We start from the raw sequence: 19,161 nt of genomic DNA, 5'->3' as shown, positions 1-19,161 counted from the left end.
TATTGAATATTCAAGGATTGGCGTGCATATAGATGCAGCAGAGATTGCCAGTCATTCGCTCATTTGGACCAATACGAAGCGCGCACCGTGGCCAAACCACCGAAAGAAAATTCCCCGATCACCGAGCATCTTGCCTACCTGCTCGCGCAAGCCAACCGCGAGATCAACCGGCAGTTGGAACTGCGGCTCAGCAAGGAAGGCGTGCCGGTCGAGCAGTGGCGCATCCTCAAGGTGCTGTCCGACGGCAACGGCCATTCGATGGGCGAGCTCGCCGATGCCGTGCTGCTCAACCACCCGACCTTGACCAAGATGATCGACCGTATGGTGTCGGATACGCTGGTTTATCGGGTGCAGGACCCCAAGGACCGCCGCAAGGTGCTGATGTTCATCTCCGATCGCGGCAAGGCGCTGTGCCGGCGGCTGAACTCGCTTGCGGTGAGCCAGGAGGAACACATCGTCGAGAGCTATGGCGGCAAGTCGACCAACGAGCTCAAGCGCCTTTTGGAAAGCCTGATCGGCAGCGCCAACTGAGCGCCGCCCGCCCGCCTCACCGGGCGACCGCATCGCAGCATCGAAAAAGATCTGCCCGGCGATGTCGGGTCCACGCCATCAGCTGCGTCCTTTGGGCGCGCCCGCGAGCGCCCGTTCGCGTGCAATCGCGATCCGGCCCACACGCAACGAGGACTTAAGTCATGACGTCGATCACCCCGTTCCTCTGGCTCGACAACAACGTCCGCGACGCCGTCGCCTTCTACAAATCGGTGTTTCCCGACGCCAAGGTCGAGACCGTCTCCGACTTCATGGCGACCTTCGAGCTCGAGGGCCAACGGTTCCACGCGCTCAATGGCGGCCCGCAGTACAAGTTCAACGAGGCGGTGTCGTTCTTCCTCAGCGTCGAGACCCAGGCCGAGGTGGATTACTTCTGGGACAAGCTCACCGCCGACGGCGGCCAGGAATCGCGCTGCGGCTGGCTGAAGGACAAGTTCGGCCTGTCCTGGCAGGTGATCCCGTCAGCACTCGGCCGCTATCTGAGCGACCCCGACCGCACCAGGGCGAACCGCGTCATGCAGGCGATGCTGCAGATGCAGAAGATCGTGATCGCCGATCTCGACAAGGCGTATGCGGGGTGAGCGCGCGAAGGCCGTAGGCACTCATCTCGCTGCCGGCATTGCCGTCTACCGGGCATCCGCAACAGTGAACGTGTCGGGCGCCAGCCCGGCCTGATAGCGCTGGTATATCGCCAGGTAGGCTGTCTCGATCCGCGTGGTGAAAAGCCTCGTATCAAACAGGGGCGCGGTAAGACGATTCCGTGCAAGCTTCCGTCTGATCGCGTTCAGGGTCTCAGGCTGCGTTGCGAGCTCGATCGCGAGATGTTCGTACGCGTCCGAACCATGCGTGATGAGTTCCGGCAGACCGATCGCGTTCAACAGGCTTGCGGCCACCCTGCCCGCAAACGTCTCGCCGAGCTGCGTCAATACCGGCAAGCCGGCCCACAGGGCGTCGCTGGCCGTGGTGTGAGCGTTGTAAGGCAGGGTATCGAGAAACAGGTCTGCCAGACGGTGTCTGGCCAGGTGTTCGGGAAGCGGCATCCGTTTGGCGAACACGACGCGCCCGGCTCCGACCCCGCGCCGCTCCGCTTCCTTCCTCAGATTTGCAGCTGCGGCCGCAGTGCCTTCGAGGAGCCAAAGGACACTTCCTTCAACCTTGATCAGGATCCGCATCCAGCGATCGAAGACGTCAGGCGTGATCTTGTAGATGTTGTTGAAGCAGCAGAAAACGAAGCCACTCTCGGGAAGGCCGCACTCGCCCCTGGTGAACGTCCTGTCCGATATGCTTCGCCCGGAATCGTTCGACTGGTAGCTGTCGGGAAGGTAGGCGATCTTCTCCGAGAAATCGCCCTGGCCGGAGGGTGGAATGACCGTCCGATCGGCGATGATGTAGTCGACGTAACTGGCGCCCATCGTACCGGGATATCCGAGGTAGTTCACCTGGATCGGCGCCGCTCGGTGCGCGAGGATGTCGGTGCGGGCGTTCCTGGTGAACCCCTTCAGGTCCACCAGGATGTCGATCTCGGCCGATCTTATCTTCGCGGCGACCTCGGCGTCGCTCATTCTTCCGGCATCGAGAAAGCTCTCGAACGCACCGGCAAGGCGTTGGCGCATTGCGGAGCTGTCCCGCGGGCCGATGGATATCGCCATCGTATCGAAGACGGATCGTTGATGGTTTTCGAGCATGCCGGCCATCAGATAGGCGGTCGCGTGCTCGTGGAAGTCTGCCGACAGATAGGCGAGGCGAATTCTATCGTGCTTGTAGATTTCTCCGTTCCAGACCGGTGTCCTGACCGGCGGGTGGCGCGCTTCGGCCCACTGTCGCGCACATTTGTGCTGGTCGCTGCCGGACGACGCGAGTGAGAGAAACGTAAATGGATCGGTGCTCGCCTCATTCCTGCCGACCGATTCGATCACGTGATTGCAGTCGGCGTCATGATCGTCCCAGCTGCAGAGATTCTGCTTCGCCCGCAGACGAACGCCCTTGAGACCCGCGCGATCAGGCTTCAGCGCCAGCACCCTGTCGTAGGCGCCGAGCGCCTCCTCATGCCGTTCCGCGGCCGTGAACAGATCGCCGCGCCCAAGCCACGCTTCAACCAGGTCGGACCTGATCCCCAGTGCCCTGTCGTAGGCGACGAGCGCCTCGTCATGGCGCTCCAGTTCCGCGAATAGATTGCCGCAGCCGAGCCATGCCTCGGCCAGGTCCGGCCTGAGCGACAGGGCCTTGCCGTAGGCTGTCCCGGCTTCGTCAGGCAGCTTCAGCCTGGACAATGCGTTTCCGCGACCAAGCCAGACCTCGGCGACATCGGGCTCGAGCAACGACGCCTTGTCATAGGCTGCGAGGGCTTCGCCCTGACGCTTCAATTCGACAAGCGCGTTACCCCTGCCCAGCAATGCTTCCGCGAGATCAGGCTTGAGCGCCAAAGCCTCGTCACAGGCCGCGAGGGCTTCGTCAGGACGCTCCAGCTTGATCAGGACATTGCCCCGACCAAGCCACGCCTCAGGCAGACCGGGCTTGATGGCGAGCGCCTTATCGTAGGCCGCAAGCGCGTCCCCATGGCGCTCCAGCTTGAACAGCGCATTGCCTCGCCCAAGCCACGCCTCGGCGAGGTCGGGCCTGAGTGCCAGTGCCTTGTCGACCGCGGCAAGACCTTCGCCGGCGCGCCCGCTCCCGACCAACGAACGGCCGCGACCTAGCCACGCCCCCACCATATCGGGCTTGAGCGCGATTGCCCGATCGCAGGCCGCAACAGCTTCGGCATGGCGCTCCAGCTCGCCGAGGACGTTGCCGAGGCTGACCCATGCCTCCACCAGACCTGGCTTGAGCGCCAATGCCTTGTTGTAGGCCGCGGGCGCCTCGGCGTGACGATCCTGTTTGACGAGCAGATTGCCGTGACCAAGCCATGCCTCGGCCAGCCCAGGCTTGAGTGCAACCGCCTTGTCGTAAGCCGCATTCGCCGGGTCGTAACGCCCAAGCTCTGCGAGCAGATTGCCTCGGCCAACCCACGCCTCCGCCATGTCGGGCTTGAGCGCCAGCACCCTGTCGTAAGCCGCCAGCGCGTCGTCGGCGCGCCCGAGCTTGAACAGGACGTTTCCGCGTCCGAGCCATGCCTCGATCAGATCCGCCTTGAGGGCCAGCGTCCTGTCGTAAGCGGCGAGAGCTTCCTGATGATGCCCAAGGCTATCGAACAGATGACCGAGCCATGGCGCGGCCAGGCGAGGGTCCACGGCCAGAGCCCTCTCGTAAGCCGCAAGCGCTTCCGCGCATCGCTCCAGCTTCACCAATGAATGGCAGCGGCCGAGCCAGGCCTCAGCCAGATCGGGCCTGACAGCCAACGCCTTGTCGTAAGCGGCAAGCGCCTCGCCCTGGCGCCCCAAATTGGCGAACAGATGGCCGAGCCATGGCCCGGCCAGAGCAGGCTTGAGGGCCAGCGCCTTGTCGAAGGCGGCGAGCGCTTTGTCCAAGCGCCCCATCCCCGCGAACGCATTGCCGCGACCGAGCCACGCCTCCGCCAGGTCGGGCTTGAGCTTTATTGCCTTGTCGAACAGCGCCTCGGCCTCGAGCGGCCTCCCGCCATTCATCGCCCGTGTCGCATCCTGGAATGCTTTTTCGGCAGCCCCCATCGCGCACCGCCTGTCCCGCCGTCCTTCGATCGTGACGTTGGGGCAGAGACTAGCATGCAACTTTAACGATACAAGGCGGGACGACACACCATCGTTTCACTTGCCCGTTATTGAACGGTCCCCGATCGACGCTCGTGGGACGATGCTGCAGATGCAGAGGATCGTGATCGCCGATCTCGACAAGGCCTATGCGGGATGAGGCGGGGGACAGCGTGGGGTGGGCAAATCGAAGCGTGCCCACCATCACGAGCAGGGCAAGCATGGTGGGCACGCTTGCGCTTTGCCCACCCTACGAAGCTGCGATCGGACGTGATGCGCGCCTTACGCGTACCGGCCGTGGCAGTGCTTGTACTTCTTGCCCGAACCGCAGGGGCAGTCCTCGTTGCGGCCGACCTTGCCCCAGCCGGTGGGGTTGTTCGGATCGCGGTCCACGGCTGTGGCCTTCGGCGCCAGCGTGGCCTGGGCGTAGTTCGCCTCGGCGAAATTCGCCCGCGCGAACGCCATCTCGTCCTCGCCGGTGTCCGGATCGAGCTTGTGCGCCTCCATCGCCGGCAGCGGCTGCGGCGGCTCTTCCGGCGGCACGATCTCGACGCGCATCAACTGCGCGGTGACTGCCTCGCGCAGATGCGCGCTCATCTCCTGGAAGAGATTGAAGGCTTCGGTCTTGTACTCCTGCAACGGATCGCGCTGGCCGTAGCCGCGCAGGCCGATCACCTGGCGCAAATGGTCGAGCATGATCAGATGCTCGCGCCAGAGATGATCCAGCGTCTGCAGCAGGATGGTCTTCTCGACGTAACGCATCACGTCGGGGCCCCATTGCGCGACCTTGGCCGCCATGTGCTCGTCGACATGCTTCTCGATGCGGTTGAGCAGCTCCTCGTCGGCGATGCCCTCTTCCTTGGCCCATTCGTCGACCGGCAGATCGACGTCGAGCACGCGCTTGAGCTCGTCCTTCAGGCCGGCGGTGTCCCACTGCTCGGCATAGGCGTGCTCGGGGATGTACTTCGCGATCACGTCCTCGACGAAGGCGTGACGCATGTCGGTGACGGTCTCGGCGACGCTGTCGTCCTTCATCAGGTCGACGCGCTGGTCGAAGATCACCTTGCGCTGGTCGTTCTGGACGTTGTCGAACTTGAGCAGGTTCTTGCGGATGTCGAAGTTGCGCGCCTCGACCTTCTGCTGCGCCTTCTCCAGCGCCTTGTTGATCCAGGGATGGATGATGGCTTCGCCTTCCTGCAGGCCGAGCCGCTGCAGCATGCTGTCGAGCCGGTCGGAGCCGAAGATGCGCATCAGGTCGTCTTCCAGCGACAGGAAGAACTTCGAGCGGCCGGGGTCGCCCTGACGGCCGGAGCGGCCGCGCAGCTGGTTGTCGATGCGGCGTGACTCGTGGCGCTCGGAGCCGATGATGTAGAGGCCGCCCGGCTTCTTCACGGTCTTGGCCGCCTTCGAGCCCTTCGCGGGCTCGACCTCGACGTCCTCTTCCGCCTTCAGCACGATCTCGCGGAAGCGCTCGATGTCGGCCTTGATCTGCTCGACCTTCTTCGCCTTCTCGGCCTCGTCGGTGATGTCTGCAGTCTCCTGCTGGAGCCGCATCTCGAGCGAACCGCCGAGCTTGATGTCGGTGCCGCGGCCGGCCATGTTGGTCGCGATCGTGATCGCGCCGGGCACACCGGCTTCGGCGACGATGTAGGCTTCCTGCTCGTGGAAGCGCGCGTTCAGCACCGCGAACAGCTTCGACGGCTTGCCGGCGCGGGCGGCGGCATACAGCTTCTCCATGCCGGATCCCGAGCTGAAATCGATCTGCTTGTAGCCGTGCTTGCGCAGGAATTCGGCCAGCACTTCCGACTTCTCGATCGAGGCGGTGCCGACCAGCACCGGCTGCAGCCTTTTGTTGGCGCGCTCGATCTCGGCGAGGATCGCGGCGTACTTCTCGCCTTGGGTGCGGTAGACCTCATCGTCCTCGTCGAGGCGCGCCACCGAAAGGTTGGTCGGAATCTCCACGACTTCGAGCTTGTAGATGTCGAACAGTTCGTCGGCTTCGGTCGCCGCCGTGCCGGTCATGCCGGCCAGCTTCTCGTACATCCGGAAATAGTTCTGGAAGGTGATCGAGGCGAGCGTCTGGTTCTCGGGCTGGACCTGGACGTGCTCCTTGGCTTCCAGCGCCTGGTGCAGGCCTTCGGAGTAGCGGCGGCCCGGCATCATGCGGCCGGTGAACTCGTCGATGATCACGACCTCGTCGTCACGGACGATGTAGTCCTTGTCGCGGGTGAACAGCGTGTGGGCGCGCAGCGCCTGGTTGACGTGATGCACGACGGAGACGTTCTCGACGTCGTACAGCGAGTCGCCCTTGAGCTGGCCGGCGTCGCGCAGCAGCGTCTCCAGCTTCTCCATGCCGCCTTCGGTCAGCGTCACTGTGCGCTGCTTCTCGTCGACCTCGTAGTCGTCCTTCTTGACGAGCTGCGGCATGAAGGTGTCGATGGTGTTGTAGAAATCCGAACGGTCGTCGAGCGGGCCGGAGATGATCAGCGGCGTGCGCGCTTCGTCGATCAGGATCGAGTCGACTTCGTCGACGATCGCGTAATAGTGCCCGCGCTGGACCATGTCCTCCAGGCGATACTTCATGTTGTCGCGCAGATAGTCGAAGCCGTATTCGTTGTTGGTACCGTAGGTGATGTCGCAGCTATAGGCTTCCTTGCGCTCGGCATCGTCGAGGCCGTGCACGATCACCCCGGTGGTCAAGCCGAGGAACGAATAGATCTGGCCCATCCAGCCGGAGTCGCGGCGGGCGAGGTAGTCGTTGACGGTGACGACATGGACGCCCTTGCCGGCGAGCGCGTTGAGATAGACCGCAAGGGTCGCGACCAGCGTCTTGCCTTCGCCGGTCTTCATCTCGGCGATGTCGCCCTCATGCAGCACCATGCCGCCGATCAGCTGGACGTCGAAATGGCGCTGGCCGAGCGTCCGCTTGGCCGCCTCACGCACGGTGGCAAACGCCGGAACCAGGATGTCGTCCAGCGTCTTGCCGTTCGCCAGCTGCTCCTTGAACTCTGCGGTGCGGCCCTTCAGCTGCTCGTCGGTCAGGTTGACCAGCTCGGGCTCCAGCGCGTTGATGGCGTTGACGCGGGACTGATAGCCCTTGACCCGGCGGTCGTTGGAGGAGCCGAAAAACTTGCGGGCGAGCGCGCCGATCATGCGGAATTCCTGTTCTTCGGTCTCGAGTACGGTCTTGGTTCAGTGTTCGGTTACAGCCAGAAATCGTCCACCGGATCGCCTATCAACTCACCGTGACGCGCTGCGTTTCAAGCCCCTGCCCCGGGGGCTCTTCCGCCAATTGAGTGGGAGACAGGCCATCCTGGGTTCAACGGCCAAAAACGCAGCAAAATAAGCGCTATCGCCGTTGACACGATGGGGCAGAGATATGGCCCGGTCAGGGGGTTGTCAACTTGGCCAAGATGTCAAGGAATTCATCATTTTGACAACACTTTCGCGTTGTCATGGCCGCGCGATTGGGCGAGTGTCCGCCCCGCTCAAAGCCTTCCCACCTCTTGGACCCTAAGGATTTTCCATGACCACCTCGCCTCCGGATACCAAAACCGGCCTGCGCCTCGGCCTCGCCACCCTGGCCGCGACGGGCTGTCTTGTCGCAGTCCTGGCCGCCGGCCTGCCGGTCCGCGCCGCGGAATCCGACCCGGTGCTCGCGAAGGTGAACGGTTCCGAGATCAGGGCCAGCGACGTCGCCCTCGCCGAGGAAGAGCTGGGCCCGAGCCTCGCGCAAATGGACCCGGCGACCAAGAAGGACAACGTGCTGTCGTTCCTGATCGACATGAAGATCGTGTCCAAGGCCGCCGAGGACAAGAAGGTCGAGAACAGCGACGAGTTCAAGAAGCGTCTCGCGTTCACCCGCAACCGCCTGCTGATGGACAGCCTGCTCGCCAGCGAGGGCAAGGCTGCGACCACCGACGACGCGATGAAGAAGGTCTATGACGAGGCCGCCAAGCAGATCACCGGCGAGCAGGAAGTGCGCGCCCGCCACATCCTGGTCGAGACCGAGGACGAGGCCAAGGCGGTCAAGGCCGAACTCGACAAGGGCGCAGATTTCGCCGAACTCGCCAAGAAGAAGTCCAAGGATCCGGGCGCTGCCGACGGCGGCGATCTCGGCTTCTTCACCAAGGAGCAGATGGTGCCGGAATTCTCCGCGGTCGCCTTCTCGCTCGAGCCGGGCAAGATCTCCGATCCGGTCAAGTCGCAGTTCGGCTGGCACATCATCAAGGTCGAGGAAAAGCGCAACCGCAAGGCGCCGGACTTCGCGCAGGTGAAGGCCCAGATCGAGACCTATGTGACGCGCAAGGCGCAGGCCGACTACGTCTCCAAGCTGCGCGAGGCCGCCAAGGTCGAGCGCATGGACAAGACCGACGATGCGGCCAAGGCCGCCACCCCGCCGGCCGACGCCGCCAAGGACGCGCCGAAGCCGGCCGACAACAAGATGGCGCCCCCGGCGAAGAAGTAAGCGCCGCGCATATCAATGCAGTTGCGATGGCCGGGCATGTCCCGGCCATTTGCTTTTTGCGGCGGCGTTTCGGGCTGAATGTGTAGCCCGGATGAAGCGAAGCGAAATCCGGGGTGAGGCCCCTCCGCGGTTGCAGAGCTCCGGATTGTGCTTCGCGGCACCCATGCTCCACAGCGTCGTCCCGGCGAAGGCCGGGACCCATAACCACCGTCATCAATTGTTCAAGAAACTGCTGCCGCTGCAGGATAACCGCTGCTGCGGAGTATGGGTCCCGGCCTTCGCCGGGACGACGGCGTTATGTATGGCACCACCCTCTCCCGTTTCGGCGAGCGAGATGATATGCAGCGCTTCCCTCCCCGTAGCCGGAAGCTCCCCGATGTCCACCGCCGTTTCCCCCCTCGCCCCGACTGACGTCCCCGAGATGCCCGCGATCGGGGGTGTGCGGCTTGCGACCGCGGCCGCCGGCATCCGCTACAAGAACCGCACCGACGTGCTGCTGGCGCTGCTCGACAAGGGCACCACCGTGGCCGGCGTCTTCACCAAGTCGAAATGCCCGTCGGCGCCGGTCGAATGGTGCCGCGCCAAGCTGAAGGGCGGACAAGCCCGCGCGCTGGTGGTCAATTCCGGCAACGCCAACGCCTTCACCGGCAAGACCGGCAAGGCGTCCACGGCGCTGACCGCGCAGATCGCCGCGAAGGCGGCCGGCTGCGCGACCGGTGAGATCTTCCTCGCCTCGACCGGCGTGATCGGCGAGCCGCTCGATGCCACCAAGTTCGACGGCGTGCTGGCGCAGCTCGCCGAGACGGCCGCGCCCGACCACTGGATGGACGCGGCGAAGGCGATCATGACCACCGACACCTTCCCGAAGGTTGCGACCGCGACCGTGAAGCTCGGCAAGGCCAAGGTGACGATCAACGGCATGGCGAAAGGCGCCGGCATGATCATGCCCGACATGGCGACCATGCTGTCCTTCATCTTCACCGACGCGCCGCTGTCGGCCGCGGTGCTGCAGTCGCTGCTCAAGACCGGCGTCGAGGACACCTTCAATGCGCTGACCATCGACGGCGACACCTCGACCTCGGACACGCTGCTGGCATTCGCCACCGGCGCTGCGGCCGCCAACGGCGCGCCAAAGATCTCGCGCGCCAGCGACCCGCGCCTGAAGGCGTTCGCGAAGGCGTTCCAGCAGATCCTCGCCGATCTCTCCGAGCAGGTGGCGCGCGACGGCGAAGGCGCGCGCAAGCTGGTCGAGGTCGTGGTCGAGGGCGCGACGACGAAACCGTCGGCGCGCAAGATCGCGATGTCGATCGCCAATTCGCCGCTGGTCAAGACCGCGATCGCCGGCGAGGACGCCAATTGGGGGCGCGTCGTGATGGCGGTCGGTAAGGCCGGCGAACCCGCCAACCGCGACAAGCTGTCGATCTCCTTCAACGGCATCCGCGTCGCCAAGAGCGGCGCGCGCGATCCGTCCTACGACGAGAAGGAAGTATCGGAGGCGATGAAGGCCCCGAAGATCCAGATCAAGGTCGCCCTCGGCCTCGGCAAGGGCCGCGACCGCGTGCTGACCTGCGACCTCACCAAGGAATACGTCGCGATCAACGGCGACTACCGCTCGTAGCTGATCCGTCATTGCGGGCCTCGCTCGCAATGACGTAATCAGCGCTGCGCACAATCCATCACCGTCCCCCTTCGGCCGACATTCTCTGACGCAACGACAATGGTGCGGTGTCGATCTGCTCAGCAGTGCCCAGTTCACATTTCGTAGGCCGGCACATCACGCAGCCGGTCACACAACCAGAAATATTTAGCAATCGATCACCCCTCCCGTATCGCGAGTTCAGGTGATACGGTTCGCGCGCGACGCGATCCCTGCCTCTTCTCGCCAGCCGGCGTTCGATCCGGTTGCGGCCGACCGATTCCATCAAGACCCGTCGATTTCGATTGGAGCATTGACGATGACGATATCGCCTTTCGATGCGAGCGGCAGCCTTGAAGTCCAGAGCTACGATCCGCAGTCGCAGACCGGTTTCGCGAGCGAAGGCATGTTTCTGCCGGTCTTCGAGGTCGTCCTGCCGGCTGCACCCATGATCGTTGCGCTCGACACCACATCGCACGATGCCGCGAGCACGGACGACGGCCCGATCGCGCCACCCCCGCCACCGGTCGTGATCCTTCCGCCGCGGGACGACTTTACCGGAGACGGCCACGACGACATCCTCTGGCGCAACGATGCCACCAGCGCGGCGTCGCTGTGGAACAGCGGCCAGATCGGCAACGCGCACATCACCTTTTATCCAGGCGTCGTGCCGAACAGCTGGCAGATCGCCGGCTCGGGCGATTTCGACGGCAACCACAGCAGCGACATCCTCTGGCGCAATGATGACGGCTCGCTGATGATCAGCTACCCGTCGATCAGCTTCACGCAGAGCTTCGGCGTGATCCCGGCGGAATGGCACATCGCCGGCACCGGCGATTTCAACGGCGACGGCAAGAGCGATATCCTGTGGCACGACGACAACGGCGCGGTGTCGATCTGGGATAGCGGCCAGCTCAGCAGCGCGCACATCGTCGCCGCCGCCGGCGTGGTGCCGGCCGGCTGGCAGATCGCAGGCGTCGGCGATTTTGACGGCAACGGCACCAGCGATATCCTCTGGCGCAACGCCAACGGCGCGGTGTCGATCTGGGATGACGGGCAGATCAACCACGCCCATATCGTCGCCGCCGCCGGCCTCGTCGGCAATGACTGGCATATCGTCGGCACCGGCGACTTCAACGGCGATCACCACGACGACATTCTCTGGCGCAACGACAATGGCGCGGTGTCGATCTGGAATAACGGCCAGATCGGCGGCGCTCATGTCGTCGCCGGTGCCGGTGTCGTCGGCAACGACTGGCACATCGCCGACACCGGCGACTATGACGGCAACGGCCGCACCGACATCCTCTGGCACAACGACAACGGCGCGGTGTCGATCTGGGATAACGGCCAGATCGGCGGCGCCCACATCGTCGCTGCCGCCGGCGTGGTGCCGGCGGAATGGCACATCGCGGTGTAGCCTAGCCGAGATGCGCGCATCGGCGACGATTGCCGGTGTTCGGTTCGTCGGCGACACCGTGGGATACGAAGAACAGATATTTGAGCGGCGCCGCCGCGCGGAGATAAATCGTTTGGCTGCGAGCGTGTTGCTGGTTAATGAAGGCTTGCCGATTACAATCGCAAGGACGCCCACGCCGCATGGCCGATATCAAATTGATCCTGGTCGCCGCCTGCGCGCTGGTCGATGCCGACAAGCGGGTGCTGCTGGCGCAGCGCCCCGAAGGCAAGACGCTGGCCGGCCTGTGGGAATTCCCCGGCGGCAAGATCGAGCCCGGCGAGCGGCCGGAACAGACGCTGATCCGCGAGTTGCATGAGGAGATCGGCATCACCGTGAGCGAGCCCTGTCTCGCGCCGCTGACCTTCGCCAGCCACGCCTACGAGACCTTCCATCTGTTGATGCCGCTCTACATCTGCCGCCGCTGGGAAGGCATCGCGGTGGCCCGCGAGGGCCAGACGCTGGCCTGGGTGCGCGCCAACAAGCTGCGCGACTACCCGATGCCGCCGGCGGATATTCCGCTGCTGCCACATCTGATTGATCTGTTGCTGTGACCTGCCGTGCCTCTCCAGCTTGCGCGGGAGGGCTCGGTGCCAAATGTCGAAGAACAACCCCATGCAAAGTAGCCGGCGGCCGACCGGCGTTCAGCGAGCCCGCTTGACACGTCGGGCAACTCACGAGTATATTTCCAATATTCCGAAATCATGCGCACCCTCCCCTCAGGCCTTCTCCAAGGACAGGGCTATCGCATGTGAACGGCGCGGTTTGTCCGCCGGCTCCGTCGCCTCTCCCGCTTGCGGGGGAGGCCGGATCGCATCGCAGATGTGATCCGAATGGGGGCTATTTCCGCGATCTCTCTCGTAGAGAGACCCCCACCCCAACCCTCCCCCGCGAGCGGGAGAGGGAGTCCGGCAGCGCCTCCCTAACGCTTGCTTCCCTTCACCGCCGCCTCCAAGCTCGCTTTCGCCGAACCCGGCTTCAGCGGCTTCGGCTGGCTTTCATGCGGCGCCCAGCCGGACAGCCAGACGATGTCGAAGGTGGCGCGGATGCGGCCGTCGGGATCGGCGAAGCGCTCGCCGTAGATCTCGGCCATGCGCAGCATGGTGGCGCGGCGCGTCGGGGTGTGGCGGCGCTCGCGCAGCACATTGGTGGCGCCCATGCGCCTCAAATCCTGCATCAGCGCGAAGGCGCTGGCATAGCGCACGACCACACGATCGACGTCGGTGACCGGCAGCGCAAAACCCGCCCGCTGCAACAGCGCGCCGATGTCGCGCAGATCGGCGAACGGCGCGACGCGCGGCGAGGCCCCGCCCTCGCATTCGGCTTCCGCCGCGGCAAAGCTCTGCCGCAGCTCGGTCAGCGTATCGCCGCCGAGCATCGCCGCGAGCAGCAGCCCGTCCGGCTTCAGCGCGCGGCGAATCTGTGCAAGGACACCAGGCAGATCGTTGACGAACTGGAAGGCGAGCGCGGAGACGGCGAGGTCGAGCGACTCTGGCAGCAGCGCAAGCGATTCCGAATCCGTGAAAGCAACCGTTTCAACCGACCCGACCCGCCCGTGCAACGCCTCCACAAGTCCGGCGCCCGGCGTCCAGACGTCAGCCGCCGCAGTGAAGCTGCGCGACACCGCCTGCAGACGATCGACCATGTCCTCGGCGGTACGATCGAGCAGGAACGTCGCCGCGCCCTCACGCTGCGCACGCGCAAGCCGCACGCCAAGCAGCGCGCGATCGAACAGGATGGGAGCAGCAGGCGGGTTCGAGGCCATGGCGGCTGGTTACGACGGACTGCCGCCGCAGGCAATGCGGCTTGAGCCGGTGCAGTTCAGACGCTAGCCTGATCGCCATGGACGCCGAGGCATCACCGCGCCCCACCCTTGCAAGCCATCTGCACCGCGCACTCGGCGCGGTCGGCGGCGCGTGGATGCACACCGCGCGGCTGGCGCTCGACATCGCGCTGCCGACGCTGTGCGTCGCCTGCCGCGAGCCGGTGCACGGCGAGGGCGTCTGCGCGGAATGCTGGGCCAAGCTGTCGTTCATCGCGCCGCCTTACTGCCCGCGGCTCGGCATTCCCTTCGTCTACGACCCCGGGCCGGAGTTGCTGTCGATGGAGGCGATCGCCAATCCGCCGGCGTATCAGCGGGCCCGCGCCGCGGTGCGCTATGACGACGTCGCACGCACGCTGGTGCATGCATTGAAATACCAGGATCGCACCGACCTGGCGCCGACCATGGGCCGCTGGATGGCACGGGCGGGGAAGGAATTGCTTGATGAAGCCGATGTCCTGGTTCCGGTTCCGCTGCACTGGCGGCGCGGCTGGAGCCGGCGTTACAACCAGTCCGGCGCGCTCGCCAAGGTGATCTCGCGCCAAAGCGGCGTCAAAATGGCCTCCGAGGCGCTGCGGCGCATCCGCGCCACCGAGCAGCAGATCGGACTGTCGCGCAAGGACCGCGCCAGCAATGTCCAGGGCGCATTCGGGGTCGCCGATGAACGCAAGGCTGACATCCAGGGCCGCCGGGTCATCCTGGTCGACGACGTCCTGACCTCGGGCGCCACCGTGGATGCCTGCGCGCGGGCGCTGCTGCGTGCCAAGGCGGCGCAGGTCGACGTGCTGGTGTTTGCCCGGGTTGTCGATACCCACCGCGCTCCCATATAATCCGGAACTTCTGTCAACCGAGCGCACCATGACCGCTGCCATTGAAATCTACACCCGCCCGGGCTGCGGTTATTGCAGCGCGGCCAAATCGCTGCTGACGCGCAAGAATGCCGAGTTCACCGAGCTCAGCGTCGCCAGCAACCCGGCCTATCGCGACGAGATGTACAACCGGGCCGGAGCCGGCTCGACCTTCCCGCAGATCTTCATCGGCAAGACCCATGTTGGCGGCTGCGACGAGCTCTACGCGCTCGACCGCGAAGGCAAGCTCGACGGTCTGCTCGCGAACGGAGGCGGCGCCTGATGGCCGACACCACCACCTTCATCGCCGCGATGGTGCAGATGCGCACCTCGCTGCTGCCCGAGCCGAGCCTGGAACAGGGCATGGCGCTGATCCGCGAGGCCGCGGCGCAGGGCGCCAACTACGTGCAGACGCCCGAAGTCAGCAACATGATGCAGCTGAACCGCAAGGCGCTGTTCGAGCATCTGGCGAGCGAAGAGGACGACAAGTCGCTGCAGGCCTATCGCGCGCTCGCCGCGGAATTGAAGATCCACCTGCATATCGGCTCGCTGGCGCTGCGCTACTCGCCCGAGAAGGCGGTGAACCGTTCGTTCCTGATCGGGCCCGAGGGCAATCTGCTCGCGAGCTACGACAAGATCCACATGTTCGACATCGATCTGCCCGGCGGCGAGAGCTATCGCGAATCGGCCAACTACCAGCCGGGCGAGACCGCCGTGATCTCCGACCTGCCGTGGGGCCGGATCGGCCTGACGATCTGCTACGACGTGCGCTTCCCGGCGCTTTACCGCGCGCTGGCCGAGGCCGGCGCCTCGTTCCTCACCGTGCCCTCCGCCTTCACCCGCAAGACCGGCGAGGCGCACTGGCACACGCTGCTGCGCGCCCGCGCCATCGAGACCGGCTGCTTCGTGTTCGCCGCCGCGCAGGCCGGCCTGCACGAGAACAAGCGCGAGACCTTCGGGCATTCGCTGATCGTCGATCCCTGGGGCGAGATCATCGCCGAGGGCGGCGTCGAGCCCGGCGTGTTCCTGGCCGAGATCGACACCGCCAAGGTCGAGACCGCGCGGAAAACCATCCCTTCGCTGCAGCATGGCCGCCGCTTCGGCATCGCCGATCCCAAGGCCGGCCCCGAGCATCTCCACCTCGTCCGGGGCTCGGCATGATCCGCTATACCCTGCGCTGCGAGCAAGGCCACCAGTTCGAAAGCTGGTTCCAGAGCTCGTCGGCGTACGAATCGCAGGAGCGGCGTCACCTGATCGATTGCCCGTCCTGCGGCTCGAACAAGGTGGAGCGCGCGATCATGGCGCCGCGCATCGTCGGCAAGAAGGGCCGCGAGCCGGCGGCTCAGCCTGCGCCGGCCCCGGCCGCCGCCCCTTCGGAAGCTGCGCCGAACGAATCGACCTCGCTGATGATGGCGCAGGAGCGCGAGCTGCGCGCCAAGCTGAAGGAACTGCGCGACCACATCGTCAAGAACGCCGACAATGTCGGCGACCGTTTCCCCAACGAAGCGCGCAAGATGCATTACGGCGACATCGAGCATCGGCCGATCTACGGCGAAGCCTCGCCCGACGAGGCCCGCGCGCTGATCGACGAGGGCGTCGAGGTCTCGCCACTGCCGACGCTGCCGGAAGACCGGAACTAGGGCATTCACCTCGTCATTCCGGGGCGCGCGTAGCGCGAGCCCGGAATCCATTCAACCGCATGACCCGCCGCCCGATGGATTCCGGGCTCTCGCTTCGCGAGCCCCGGAATGACGGAAAGAGAGTGATATGCCTCCGGACACCTTCTCCTCCTGGCAGGCCTGGGCCTTCCTCTCCGCCATCTTCGCGGCGCTGACCGCGATCTTCGCCAAGGTCGGCGTCGAGGGCATCAATTCCGATCTCGCGACGCTGATCCGCACCGTGATCGTGCTGATCACGCTGTCGGCGATCCTGTTCGCGACCGGTCAGTTCGCCCAGTCCGGGCCGATCTCGGCGCGGAGCTGGCTGTTCCTGCTGCTGTCCGGGCTCGGCACCGGCGCGTCGTGGATCTGCTATTTCCGCGCGTTGAAGCTCGGGCCGGCGACGCTGGTCGCGCCGATCGACAAGCTGAGCGTGGTGCTGGTGGCGTTGTTCGGCGTGGTCTTCCTCGGCGAACGGCCCTCGGCCTATGGCTGGATCGGCATCGCGCTGATCTCCGCAGGCGCCGTGCTGATCGCGGCGAAGGGATAACTTCAGGCGGCGATCAGCAGCGCGACGCCGATCACGATCAGGACGATGCCGACCAACTCACGCAGCGAGAACGGCTGCTTGAGCGAGAAATACGCCACGCCCTGCGCGAACAGCACCTCGATCAGCGCCAGCGTACGGACATTGGCCGCCGCAGTGAGCGCGAACGCCAAGAACCAGAACTGCGACGAGAACGCGCCCATGAAGCCGGCGAACATCGAGGGACGCCACAGGCCGAGGATTTTCCGCAGCACGTCGGGCGCGCGGACCAGCAGATAGACCGACAGGATCAGCGTCTGCACGAGGAGACTCCACACCAGCGTGTAGGACGCCGCCGTGACGAATGAGACGCCGGGCACCGCGATGATCGCGCCGCGAAAGCTCACCGCCGAGATCGCGAAAACCGCGGCGGCGCCGAGGCCGAGCACGGTCGGGCGCAGGTCGGCATAGCTCTTCCGGCCGCCGGGCCGCAGCGCAGTGATGACGACGCCGACGGTTGCGATCACGATCGCGGCCACTTTCGCAGCGGTCAGATGGTCGCCGAGGAAGATGAAGCCGAAGATCGCGGTCTGGATCGCCTCGGTCTTCATGTAGGCCGTGGTGACCACGAAGGAGCGGTCGTTCATCGCCAGCAGCATCAGGCCGGTGCCGGCGATCTGTGTCAACGCGCCGGTCAGCAGCCACGGCCAGAACACGCTCGACGGCCACGGCAGCCGATCGCCGGTCGCGATCAGGGCGAGCGCGAAGAACACCACCGAGAACGGCAGCCCGAACAGGAAGCGAATGTTGGTCGCACCCCAGGTCCCGAGCGGCCCGGTCAAATGCCGCTGCATCGCATTGCGCGCGACCTGCCCGAACGCGGCGGCGATGGTGAAGGGAATCCAGAGCGAGGCGGTGCTGAACATGAGGGATAAGGAAAGCGTGCCGGGCAGGAGTATGGCGGCACCGTGCAGCTTGTTGCCGACGCGGTCAAACCAAGTCAGCGCATGACTGGCTTGCGACGGCACCGCAAATTCCCGTAGCCCGGATGAAGCGAAGCGCAATCCGGGACAGCCCTAACCGTGGATCGACCTGTCCCGGATTACGCTGCGCTCCATCCGGGCTACGCAGGTCCGTAAATTCGACGAGCGAAACGCGCGGAAAGGTGAGGGCTACACCTCCTCCGCCACCACCATGTAGTTCACGTCCATGTCGGACGAGACGCTCCATTTGTCGGCGAGCGGGTTGTAGACCACGCCGGCCTGTTCGGTGATGGTGAGGTTGAGGTCGCCGAGGTAGCGCTCGAGTTCGGCGGGGGTGACGAACTTGTTCCACTCGTGGGTGCCGCGCGGCAGCCAGCGCAGCACGTATTCGGCGCCGACGATGGCGAGCGCAAAACTCTTCCAGTTGCGGTTCAAGGTCGAGACCACCATCAGGCCGCCGGGCTTGAGCATCGCCGCGCAGCGCTTGAGGAAGGCGCCGACATCGACGACATGCTCGACCACCTCCATCGCCAGCACGATGTCGAAGCGCTCGCGCGGGTCCATCTCCTCGATGGTGGTGCAGCGGTAGTCGATCGACAGATGTCCCTTCTCCGCGTGCAGCTTCGCCGCCGCGATGTTGGTGGCCGACGGATCGACCCCGATCACCTGGGCACCGAGCCTGGTCATCGGCTCGCACAACAGCCCGGCGCCGCAGCCGATGTCGAGCAGGCGCAACCCCGACAGGCAGCCGAGGCTCTTTGCGTTGCGCTCGAATTTGCGGCAGGCGGCGTCGCGGATATAGCTCAGGCGCAGCGGATTGATCTTGTGCAGCGGCGCCATCTTGCCGTGCGGATCCCACCATTCGTCGGACAGTTTGGAGAACTTCGCGATCTCGGCCGGATCGACCGAGCTGGCGGTGGATGAGGAAAGACTTGTCTGCATGGCCATGATTTGCGCGCGCCCCTATCGCGCGGTGATCGAACTGCGGAATGCCAACGGCGAGGCGATGGTCGCGATCTTCTGCTTGCCCTCGCCGACGCCAGAGATCGTCACATCGCCGTAGTTGAGAATACGTCCCATGATGCTCTGATAGACGTCGACGCTCTCGACCTTGTCGAGGCTCATCTCGAATGTCTTGCGGGTGATGAAGCCGGTCTTGTGGACAACGCGCAGGTTGGTGACGTCGGTCTCGGTGGTGAGCCGGTGGAACCAGCCCTTGATGGTCCAGAACACTGCCGCGACCGCCACCACGGCGGCCGCCGCGAGGCAAACCAGACCTATGGCATCGACCGTCACCAGGCGCCACAGGATCAGCAGCACCGCGACCAGGATCCATGCCCCGATCGCCGGCAGGTAGAACATCCAGTGCGCGTTGGTGGAATAGAGCACCTTCTCGCCGGGCTGCAGGATTTCGTCGATGTAACGTCCCATCCAATCCGCCTCGAGTTACCTCTGCGCCACAGACGGGCCGCAACCGGCAAAAACGCCCCCAAAACACCCCCAGGAACCACCTTGCCCCCGGGCGCGGCGCTATGTATACGCGCCTTTCGGTG

Annotated in this window: 17 protein-coding genes; 11 read left to right on the top strand and 6 right to left on the bottom strand. The window is 65.0% G+C overall.

From position 1 onward, the window contains the following. Window positions 1-87 precede the first annotated feature (87 nt). Window positions 88-531: a MarR family winged helix-turn-helix transcriptional regulator gene (locus JQ633_RS24425; protein WP_211987647.1), complete on the top strand. Its 444-nt coding sequence runs from the start codon at window positions 88-90 to the stop codon at window positions 529-531. A 161-nt stretch (window positions 532-692) separates the two neighbouring features. After that, complete coding sequence (locus JQ633_RS24420) at window positions 693-1,130, top strand: VOC family protein (protein ID WP_211987646.1); 438 nt, start codon at window positions 693-695, stop codon at window positions 1,128-1,130. A gap of 45 nt (window positions 1,131-1,175) precedes the next feature. Here JQ633_RS24420 and JQ633_RS24415 read toward each other — a convergent pair whose 3' ends face one another. Further along, window positions 1,176-4,172 carry a tetratricopeptide repeat protein gene (locus tag JQ633_RS24415; protein ID WP_211987645.1) on the bottom strand — a complete coding sequence of 999 codons (2,997 nt, stop codon included), beginning with the start codon at window positions 4,170-4,172 and terminating at the stop codon, window positions 1,176-1,178. 321 nt (window positions 4,173-4,493) lie between these two features. After that, window positions 4,494-7,364, bottom strand: a complete 2,871-nt coding sequence (gene secA, locus JQ633_RS24410; protein ID WP_211987644.1) for a preprotein translocase subunit SecA — start codon at window positions 7,362-7,364, stop codon at window positions 4,494-4,496. Window positions 7,365-7,737: 373 nt separating this feature from the next. Between secA and JQ633_RS24405 the strand changes: the two genes are divergently transcribed. The 4 genes from JQ633_RS24405 (at window position 7,738) to JQ633_RS24390 (ending at window position 12,325) form a co-directional block, all read left to right on the top strand. Next, on the top strand, window positions 7,738-8,679 hold the full coding sequence (locus JQ633_RS24405; RefSeq protein ID WP_211987643.1) for a peptidylprolyl isomerase: 942 nt from the start codon (window positions 7,738-7,740) through the stop codon (window positions 8,677-8,679). Between the two features lie 376 nt (window positions 8,680-9,055). Then, window positions 9,056-10,297, top strand: a complete 1,242-nt coding sequence (gene argJ, locus JQ633_RS24400) for a bifunctional glutamate N-acetyltransferase/amino-acid acetyltransferase ArgJ (RefSeq protein ID WP_211987642.1) — start codon at window positions 9,056-9,058, stop codon at window positions 10,295-10,297. A gap of 337 nt (window positions 10,298-10,634) precedes the next feature. After that, entirely contained in the window at window positions 10,635-11,735 is a 1,101-nt protein-coding gene (locus tag JQ633_RS24395) for an FG-GAP repeat domain-containing protein (RefSeq protein WP_211987641.1), read from the top strand. Window positions 11,736-11,914: 179 nt separating this feature from the next. After that, window positions 11,915-12,325, top strand: coding sequence for a (deoxy)nucleoside triphosphate pyrophosphohydrolase (locus JQ633_RS24390; RefSeq protein WP_211987640.1), 411 nt, complete (start codon window positions 11,915-11,917; stop codon window positions 12,323-12,325). Between the two features lie 368 nt (window positions 12,326-12,693). On the opposite strand, the gene JQ633_RS24385 is transcribed toward JQ633_RS24390, so the two are convergent. Next, window positions 12,694-13,536: a methyltransferase domain-containing protein gene (locus tag JQ633_RS24385; RefSeq protein WP_211987639.1), complete on the bottom strand. Its 843-nt coding sequence runs from the start codon at window positions 13,534-13,536 to the stop codon at window positions 12,694-12,696. Between the two features lie 77 nt (window positions 13,537-13,613). Between JQ633_RS24385 and JQ633_RS24380 the strand changes: the two genes are divergently transcribed. The 5 genes from JQ633_RS24380 (at window position 13,614) to JQ633_RS24360 (ending at window position 16,649) form a co-directional block, all read left to right on the top strand. Beyond that, the gene (locus JQ633_RS24380; protein WP_211987638.1) at window positions 13,614-14,423 is read left to right on the top strand and encodes a ComF family protein; all 810 of its coding nucleotides are present in this window, start codon (window positions 13,614-13,616) and stop codon (window positions 14,421-14,423) included. 28 nt (window positions 14,424-14,451) lie between these two features. Further along, window positions 14,452-14,724 (top strand): glutaredoxin 3, encoded by a 273-nt coding sequence (gene grxC / locus JQ633_RS24375; RefSeq protein WP_211987637.1) that lies wholly within the window; start codon window positions 14,452-14,454, stop codon window positions 14,722-14,724. Further along, a complete protein-coding gene (locus JQ633_RS24370) occupies window positions 14,724-15,602 on the top strand; it encodes a carbon-nitrogen hydrolase family protein (RefSeq protein ID WP_211987636.1) in 879 nt (292 codons plus the stop codon). Before grxC ends, JQ633_RS24370 begins: the two co-directional genes overlap by 1 nt. Beyond that, on the top strand, window positions 15,599-16,081 hold the full coding sequence (locus JQ633_RS24365; RefSeq protein ID WP_211987635.1) for a DUF1178 family protein: 483 nt from the start codon (window positions 15,599-15,601) through the stop codon (window positions 16,079-16,081). Before JQ633_RS24370 ends, JQ633_RS24365 begins: the two co-directional genes overlap by 4 nt. Before the next feature lie 127 nt (window positions 16,082-16,208). Continuing rightward, a complete protein-coding gene (locus JQ633_RS24360; RefSeq protein WP_211987634.1) occupies window positions 16,209-16,649 on the top strand; it encodes an EamA family transporter in 441 nt (146 codons plus the stop codon). A 2-nt stretch (window positions 16,650-16,651) separates the two neighbouring features. Here the strand turns inward: JQ633_RS24360 and JQ633_RS24355 are convergent, their stop codons facing one another. From JQ633_RS24355 to JQ633_RS24345, 3 genes are all read right to left on the bottom strand, one after another. Beyond that, window positions 16,652-17,551, bottom strand: coding sequence for a DMT family transporter (locus JQ633_RS24355; protein WP_211987934.1), 900 nt, complete (start codon window positions 17,549-17,551; stop codon window positions 16,652-16,654). A gap of 246 nt (window positions 17,552-17,797) precedes the next feature. Then, window positions 17,798-18,556 (bottom strand): bifunctional 2-polyprenyl-6-hydroxyphenol methylase/3-demethylubiquinol 3-O-methyltransferase UbiG, encoded by a 759-nt coding sequence (gene ubiG, locus JQ633_RS24350; RefSeq protein WP_211987633.1) that lies wholly within the window; start codon window positions 18,554-18,556, stop codon window positions 17,798-17,800. A 15-nt stretch (window positions 18,557-18,571) separates the two neighbouring features. Further along, the gene (locus tag JQ633_RS24345) at window positions 18,572-19,039 is read right to left on the bottom strand and encodes a PH domain-containing protein (protein ID WP_211987632.1); all 468 of its coding nucleotides are present in this window, start codon (window positions 19,037-19,039) and stop codon (window positions 18,572-18,574) included. Window positions 19,040-19,161: the final 122 nt, after the last annotated feature.

The organism is Bradyrhizobium tropiciagri, assembly GCF_018130505.1.
GTDB lineage: Bacteria > Pseudomonadota > Alphaproteobacteria > Rhizobiales > Xanthobacteraceae > Bradyrhizobium > Bradyrhizobium tropiciagri_B.
Note: the sequence above shows the minus strand (reverse complement) of the source record. Positions and strands in the feature narration are given on the sequence as shown.